This is a genomic window from Candidatus Alcyoniella australis (genome assembly GCA_030765605.1).
In the GTDB taxonomy this organism is placed as follows: Bacteria; Lernaellota; Lernaellaia; order JAVCCG01; family Alcyoniellaceae; genus Alcyoniella; species Alcyoniella australis.
On sequence record JAVCCG010000126.1, the window covers coordinates 55,075 to 62,842 of the forward strand.

A 7,768-nucleotide genomic window follows, 5' to 3' on the forward strand; every position below is an offset into this window, starting at 1 on the left:
GCACGACAAGGCCCGCTGCCGCGTCCCGGGATTTTCTGCTAAGCTGCGACCGGACCCAAATCAAGGATGAATCTCGTTGGAACAGGATCTGTTAGTCGGCTTGGGGAGCATCCTGGTGCTGGGTATCAGCGCGGGCTGGATCGCCTGGCGGCTGCATTTGCCCTCGATCCTGCTGCTGCTGCTGGTGGGCTTAGTGGCCGGGCCGATCAGCGGCTTTTTACATCCCGACGAACTGCTGGGCGATCTGCTGTTCCCGGTGGTCTCGCTCTCGGTCGCGGTGATCCTCTTCGAGGGCGGCCTGAGCCTCAATCTGCGCGCGCTCAAGGAGAACGGCGTCACGATCTGGAACATGATCCTGGTCGGCGCGCTGGTGACCTGGGTCGTGGCCGCGATCGGCGCATACTTTTTACTCGGCTTCGACCTCGGGCTGTCGCTGCTGATCGGCGCGATCCTGATCGTCACCGGCCCGACGGTGATCATTCCGATGCTGCTCTACATCCGGCCGCGTGGCCGGGTCGGTCCCATCGCCAAGTGGGAGGGGATCGTCAACGACCCGATCGGCGCGATCATCGCCGTGCTGGTGTTCGAGACGCTGATGATCGGTCTGGGCCAGGGCGCGGCGCGCTCGGCGATTTTGGGGCTGATCAACGCCCTGCTCTTCGGCTCGCTGTGCGGCGCGGGCGGCGCGCTGCTGATCGTGGTGCTGCTCAAACGCTTCTGGCTGCCCGACCTGCTGCAGGAACCGGTGACGCTGATGGTCTGCATCGGCGCATTCATGGCCTCCAACGGGCTACAGGAGGAGTCGGGTCTGCTGGCGGTGACGATCATGGGCGTGGTGCTGGCCAACCAGCGCTGGGTCTCGGTGCAGCACATCATCGAATTTAAAGAGCGGCTGCGCGTGCTGCTGATCTCCGGACTGTTCGTGTTGCTCGCCGCGCGGCTGAAGATGAGCGACCTGGCGCAGATCGATTTGGGCAGCGTGCTCTTTTTACTGCTGTTGATCGTCGTGGCCCGGCCGCTGGCCGTGGCGCTCTCGACCGTGGGCTCGGGGCTTGATCGTAGCGAACGCACCTTCCTGGCCTGGATGGCCCCGCGCGGGATCGTGGCCGCGGCGGTCTCGTCGGTGTTCGCGCTACGCCTGGCCGAGCACGGCTACCCCGGTGCCGAACGGCTGATGCCCGAGGTGTTCTTCGTGATCATCGGCACGGTGGTGATTTACGGCCTGAGCTCGGCGCCCCTGGCGCGCAGGCTCGGGCTGGCCGACTCCACGCCCCAGGGTCTGCTGATCGTCAGCGGCCACGCCTGGGCGCGCGAGATTGGGCTGGTGGTCAAACGCCAGGGCTTTGACGTAATGCTGGTCGACACCAACTGGTCCAACGTCTCGGCCGCGCGGATGGCCGGGCTCGACGCCTACCACGCCAACATCGTCTCGGGCCAGGTCGATGACTTCATCGCCCTGCACAGCATCGGCCGTTTGCTTGCGCTGACCCCCAACGACGAGGCCAACTCCCTGGCCGCCCTGCGTTTCGCCGAGGTGCTCGGCCGCTCGTCGGTCTATCAGCTCGCGCCCAAGGGCGCGGCCAAGCTCAAACGCTCGGCAGCGCAATTGACACACCTGCGCGGCAGGCTGCTGTTCGGTCTGTCCCACAACTTCGAGCAGATCTCACAGCTCTGCGCGTCCGGCGGCCAGATCAAGTCCGTAAATCTGACCAAGAAGTTCGACTATCGCTCGTTCAAGGAACTCTACGGCGACCAGGCCATACCGCTGTTCCTGATCACTGAAGATAAAAAGCTGTTGCCGTTTAGCGTGGATCAGGAGCTGCGGCCCGAGCCGGGCCAGAAGCTGATCGCCATGGTGCGCGAGCCGGAAAACAGCGGCAAAATTAAGACCACCGCCTGCAGCTGAGTCGTCCGCGTTTCAGGCTCTGGGCCTGGTGACCGAGATCAACTTCGTGTTGGCCGCCAAGTTCTCGGCCAGCCTGTTTACCGCGCTCTCCGCCGCGCTGGTGTTGCTGATCCTGCGCAGAAGCGGACACCGGCCGGGAGTCGCGCTCTTCGCCGCCGTGGTCTACGGCCTGGCAACGTCGAGCTGGTCGATCTCCAGCCAGTCGCTGTGGCAGCACGGCTTTGCTCAGTTCTGGTTGGCCCTGGGACTGTGGTGGTTCCTCGCGAACTAACGCAGCGCCAAGAGATCCGTGCTGCTCGGCCTTTGCCAGCTGGTACGGCGGATGGTGCTACGGCCCACGCTACCTATGCGATGGGCTGCCGATCCTGGCGCTGTTTATCGCCGTCGCCGCTGATCGGCTGTCGCAGGCCGGCACGGTCTGCAAGGCGCTGGTCGGCGTGCTGTTGGTCTACTCGATCTTCGTGCAAGGCGTGGGAGCGTTGTGCTACCCGCGGGGCGACTGGAACGACGCGCCGGTTGATGTGGACCGCGCTCCCGCCCGTGTCTGGGACGTCTCCGATTTGCAGATCGTGCGCGAGGCCGAGGCCGGGCTTGATCCCAAGCCGTTGATGGTCCTGCGACGGTTCTTCTGAGTTACAGCTCGATGCCGATGGCGCGCAGCTCTTTTTCCAGGGCGCAGATCATCCGCTGGCAGCCGAAGCGGTAAAGCTGTTCAAAATCTTCGCCCACGAGCATCGTTTCCTTGAGCTTGCGCAGCATCAGCATTCCTTGCAGCGTGGACCAATAGACCAGCGAACAGCGCCGCACGCTGCGCCGCTGCTCCGCGTCGAGCTCGCGGCCGCCGGCCAGCGCACGGCCGACGATCGCCAACACGTGGTCGCCGTGGCTGTCGATCTCGACCTTGAGATCCTGGGGAAACATCATCTCGGGCGAGGTCAGAAAATAGGAGATGATGTCGAAGTACTTGCGGTGCAGCTCGCTGAACTCCAGGTAGGCCAGCGCCATCAGCTCGAGTCGTTCGTGGTCATTTTGCGAACGCTCGAACGCGCTGTCCATCATCTGTTCGAGCAGGTCCAGCCCCTCCTGCTGCAGCGCGGCGAACAGCTCCTCTTTATTCTTGAAATAAAGGTAAAGCGTGCCCACGCTCAGCTCGGCCGCGGCGGCGATCTGGTTCATTGAGACCGCGGCCATCCCCTCGTTGAACAGAATGCCCCGCGCCGCATCGAGGATCTGGTTGCGGCGTTCGACTTTCTCGCGTTCTCTGCGCTCCCTGGCGCCCACGTCGTGTTCCTCCCTAGCCCGCATCATTCATGATGCGGCCTAAAAATTGTACATGCCGCTCAGCGGCCCGATCACCGCGATCGCCAGCGTGATCACGATCGTCATTACGATCGACATCACCACCCCGGCCTTGGCGAAATCGCCGATGGTGAAGTAGCCCGCGGTGTAGGGAATGATGTTGGTCGGCGTCTGCGTCACCAGGATGATTCCCAGCGACGAGGTGAACGCCGCGGGACCCACCAGCATCCAGGGATCAATCCCGAACGCCTGGGCCAGCGAGATCAGGATCGGGATGATGATGATCCCGGTTACCGTGTTGCTCGCCAGGAACAGCTTCATCAGAATCACCACCAGCACCACCACGAAGATCAGCAGCAGCGTGCTCATCCCCTGCACGCCGCCGAGCAACGTCACGGCCAGCCACTTGGCCGCGCCGGTGTGGTAGGTCATCATCCCCAAACCCAGCGAGGCCATGATCAGCACGATGCTCTCCCAGCTGATCGCGCGGTTGGCGCGCTCCCAATCCAGCACGCGAAACGGCGGCACGAACAGCAGCATCCCGCCGAGGATCGAGACGTAGCTGATCGGCAGGTTGATCAGCCCCGAGGTCAGTTTGGAGATCAGTGGGTTGAACACCCAGAGGAAAATCACGATCACGAACACCACCATCGTGCCGATTTCCTCGCGTCCCAACGGGCCGAGCTGCCGCAGTTGCGCGCGGATGTCCTCGCGAGTCATCGGCAGGCGTTTGATCTCGGGCGGGAAGATCAGCAGCAGCACGATCCAGCCGAACGGAATCAGCATCAGCGAGGCGGGCACGCCGATCTTCATCCAGTCTAAAAACGTGATCTGCATTCCGCCCAGATCGCTCATAAAGCTGATGGCGATCGGGTTGGGGCCGCAGCCCGCGGGTGTGGCGATGCCGCCGAAAATCGCGCCCCAGCACGAGGCGATCATCAGCCCGCGACCGAAATTGCTCTGCAGCGGCTTGCGCCCGGCCTGCTTGAGAATCCCCACACCGATCGGCAGCATGATCGCGGCCACGCCCACGTCGGATACCCACATCGAGAGCAGCGAGCCCATTACCAGAAAACCGAGGATCACGCCGCGGGTGCTGGTGCCCATCAGTTGCAACATCTTCAGCGTCATGCGCTGGCCCAGCGAGGTCTGCGAAAATGCGCCGGAGATCAGAAATACGCCGAGGAAAAACAGGATCAGATCGTTGCCGAAGCTCAGGCGGACGATTTCTTTGTAGCCCGCGGAAATGCCGTGGATCTGGACGATCTGGCCGTCCTTGAGTATTTCCATGCCGTCGGTGATCCCCAGTAGAGGCATGACCAACATCACGATCAAGGCCGTGATGTGAAACGGCAGCGCCTCGGTGATCCAATAGAAGATCGCCACCACCAACAGGCCGATGCACATCCGGCCCGCGGCGCTGAGTACGATCGTCTGATCGCCGATCTGTTGCGGCTCGGGTTTTAAAAACAGCACCGTGGCAACGAACAACGCGATGCCCAGCAACAGGTAGACGATCTGCCTGCCCCGCGGCAACTCGCGCTTTACCCCGGCGTCCGAAATCTCCGTCTGGTCCATTTTTCGCCTTACCGTCCTATCCCTCGTAGCTTATTTCCACGCGCTCGACCAATGCCAGGTCGCGCTTATGAAATTGCGAGGCAATGAAAAACAACAATCCGCCCATGGCCGCAAACAACGGCAACATGGACAATCCGGTATGCAGCCCGTAACGATCGGAGAGCGCTCCGACGAAGATCGGGCCCAACGAGCTGCCCAACAGGTTCTGCACGATCACGCACAACCCGTAGGATGTGGCGCGCAGCCCGGGATGAATCACATCCTGGGTCGTTGCGGCCGCCGCGGGCAAATAGAACACTGCCAGCGCCCCGGCCAGCAGCAGCATCGCGTACTGCGCGGCGCCTTGCAGCAGCACCATCGCCGTAAACAACACCAATGCGAACAACGACGAGCTCAACGCGGCGAACAGTGGGCGCGCATTTTCACGCTTCCTGCGCCAGCGGTCCACCAGGTAGCCGCCCAGCGGCGCGCCGATCATCGCCGGCAGCATCACCAGGCCGCCCTTGAGTCCGGCGCGATCCATCGGCAGCCCGTCGATGCGATGGTAATAGGCCGGCAGCCAGCTGAGCAGCGAGGTGGTGACGAAGGTGTTTGCGGCAAACCCGAGGTAGGTGAAGATCAACGTTCCGTTGCGCGTGAATTCGCGCAGTACGTCGATCCGCCGCATCCGCACCCTCTCCTGCTTTTTATCCGCGGGTTTGATCAGCTCCACGGTGCGGTAGTCGCGGATGCGGAAGAACAGCAGCGCAATGATCATCCCGGGCAACGCCACCAATCCGAAAGCATGACGCCATCCCCAGTGCACCGCGACGAACCCGCCCAGGGCCACGCCCAGAGCGCTGCCCAGCGGAATCGAGGCGTTCCAGATCCCCATCACCGTTGACCGCTTGTTTTCCGGGAACAGCGCCGCGATCATCGCCGTGCCGCCCGGTGAGTAACCGGCCTCGCCGATCCCGACCAGCGAGCGCGCGGCGAACATCTGCCGATAGTTGCGCGTGAAGGCGCAGGCGCCGGTGGCCAGGCTCCACAGCAGAGCCATCATCCCGATGGTGCGTCGCCTGGACCAGCGGTCGACGAGCATCGAGCAGGGCAGCGCGAAGACCAGGATCGACCAGTAGACCGCCGAGACCAGCATGCCGCACTGGGTGTCGTTGATCCCCCAATCGAGTTTGATATGTTCAAAGAGCGAGACAACGACCATTCGGTCGGTGTAGTCGAACATGTAGAGCAGAAACAGCAGGACGAAGACGTAGCGCGCGTAGCCTCTAGATATCGCGCCCTCCTGGCCCGCCGCCGCGTCGCTCATTCCAGATAGCGTTCCAGGTTCAACTGCGAAGCGTGTTCGGGCAGTACCCGCCCCTGCGCATCCCAGCCGCGTTCAGCGTAAAGCTCGCCGAGCATCAGCTCGAGGTCGGGCAACACATCGCCGGCGTTGCCCGTGCCGCGACGGTCAAGCAGCACGCGTCCGGCCAACGTGTCGTCGGCCGCGCTGATTCCAAGCCGCTGGAGATACATCCGCTTAAGCGTATAGATCCGATCGCCGACCTGCATCAGCTCGCGGTCGTCGTACTTCCAGCCGAAGACCAGCTCGATCATCTTGATCATCTGCGGCTTGCGCACGCCGCCGGAGAGCAGGAACTTGCACAGTCCCAGTGCGTCGAACACCGAGTTGAACTCCTGCATCCGCGCCGTGATCCGTCCCTTGTTCTGCGAGGTGTAGATCTCGATATTCTCGGGGAAGTCCATGTCGTCGATCTTCAGCCCCTCGTCCAAATAGTGGGCGAAGCTCTCATTGTGCGATCCGCCGCGGTTGCCCGTGGCATAGGTCGCGGCCGAGCTGACCGTGGCCCGCGGATCGTGCATCGGCAGCTCGAGACCCTTGGAGTGCACTGCAAAGTGCTCGGAGCCTCCGCCCAGACGCTTAGCCGCAATGCGCACGCCGTCGGCCAGCAGGTCGCCGATTCCGCGGCGATTGGCGATCATCTCGATCAATTTGTGCGTTGCCTCGCCATCGCCCCATTGCGGCTTGACTCCCTCCAATTGCGGATCGTCCATCTTCACGATCCCGCGCTCGCAACACTCGAAAAGAAAGCTGAGCAGCACTCCGGCCGAGATCGTGTCCAGGCCCAGCTTGTTGCACAGCATGTTGGAAACGGTCAGATCCTCGGGGCTGTCGATTAAGAGGTTCGAGCCCAGCGCGCCCGTGCTCTCGTACTCGGGCTGGTTGGCGCGCAGCCCCGCGTGCTTGCCGTGTTTGAGTTCCACCTGCTTGCCGCAGGCGATGGGGCAGGCAAAGCACGCCGCGTTTTTAAAAAGCATCTCGTCGGCGTAAACCTGGCCGCTGATCTTGGCCGCGCCCTCCCACGAACCCAGGGCCCAGTTCTTGATCGGCAGGTCGCCGCTGACCTCGCGCCGCGCCACGGCCCCGGCGGTTCCGAACTTGGAGAGCCCGGCCGCGGCCTGCTTGATCGATTGGTTGAGCTCGCGCACGTAAGCGGTCAACGCCTGCTGATCGTGGGCCTGCGGTTTGATCTCACCATGGACCGCGATCGCCTTGAGCCGTTTGCGACCCAGCACGCAGCCGATTCCGGTGCGGCCCGCGGCTCGCGGAAACTGCCCTTCGAACATCATCGAGGCAAACAGCACCTCGCGTTCGCCCGCCGGACCGATCAGGCCGATCTGCGCGCCTTTGGGCAACTCGGCCTGCAATTTGTCGTGGGCCGCGAAAGTATCAAGGCCCCACAGGTGCGCGGCGTCGCGCAGCTCGACCCCCTGCTCGCTCACGAATAAATAGGACGGACGCTCACAGCGGCCCTTGACGATCAAGCCGTCAAACCCGGTGCGCTTGAGTCTGGCGCCGAACTTGCCGCCCACGCTGGATTCGCCGAGCACGCCGGTCAACGGCGAGCGGAACAGCAGCGAGGTCTTGCACGCCGTGGGCACGGGAAAACCGGTGAGCAGGCCGTTGGCGATCACCAGCGCCTC

Annotated in this window: 7 protein-coding genes; 3 read left to right on the forward strand and 4 right to left on the reverse strand. The window is 63.1% G+C overall.

All coding sequences use genetic code 11. From position 1 onward, the window contains the following. Positions 1 to 76 precede the first annotated feature (76 nt). The 3 genes from P9M14_15650 to P9M14_15660 are packed head-to-tail and all read left to right on the forward strand — an operon-like array spanning position 77 to position 2,538. The gene (locus P9M14_15650; protein ID MDP8257179.1) at positions 77 to 1,906 is read left to right on the forward strand and encodes a sodium:proton antiporter; all 1,830 of its coding nucleotides are present in this window, start codon (positions 77 to 79) and stop codon (positions 1,904 to 1,906) included. A gap of 28 nt (positions 1,907 to 1,934) precedes the next feature. After that, positions 1,935 to 2,177: a hypothetical protein gene (locus P9M14_15655; protein MDP8257180.1), complete on the forward strand. Its 243-nt coding sequence runs from the start codon at positions 1,935 to 1,937 to the stop codon at positions 2,175 to 2,177. After that, positions 2,128 to 2,538 (forward strand): hypothetical protein, encoded by a 411-nt coding sequence (locus tag P9M14_15660; GenBank protein MDP8257181.1) that lies wholly within the window; start codon positions 2,128 to 2,130, stop codon positions 2,536 to 2,538. Before P9M14_15655 ends, P9M14_15660 begins: the two co-directional genes overlap by 50 nt. A gap of 1 nt (position 2,539) precedes the next feature. On the opposite strand, the gene P9M14_15665 is transcribed toward P9M14_15660, so the two are convergent. The 4 genes from P9M14_15665 to P9M14_15680 form a co-directional block, all read right to left on the reverse strand. Beyond that, positions 2,540 to 3,187: a helix-turn-helix domain-containing protein gene (locus P9M14_15665; protein MDP8257182.1), complete on the reverse strand. Its 648-nt coding sequence runs from the start codon at positions 3,185 to 3,187 to the stop codon at positions 2,540 to 2,542. Positions 3,188 to 3,226: 39 nt separating this feature from the next. Then, a complete protein-coding gene (locus P9M14_15670) occupies positions 3,227 to 4,783 on the reverse strand; it encodes a DASS family sodium-coupled anion symporter (GenBank protein MDP8257183.1) in 1,557 nt (518 codons plus the stop codon). 16 nt (positions 4,784 to 4,799) lie between these two features. Continuing rightward, positions 4,800 to 6,089: an MFS transporter gene (locus P9M14_15675; protein ID MDP8257184.1), complete on the reverse strand. Its 1,290-nt coding sequence runs from the start codon at positions 6,087 to 6,089 to the stop codon at positions 4,800 to 4,802. Beyond that, on the reverse strand, positions 6,086 to 7,768 hold a 1,683-nt coding region (locus P9M14_15680), incomplete at its 5' end, for an aldehyde ferredoxin oxidoreductase family protein (protein ID MDP8257185.1). The genes P9M14_15675 and P9M14_15680, both read right to left, overlap by 4 nt.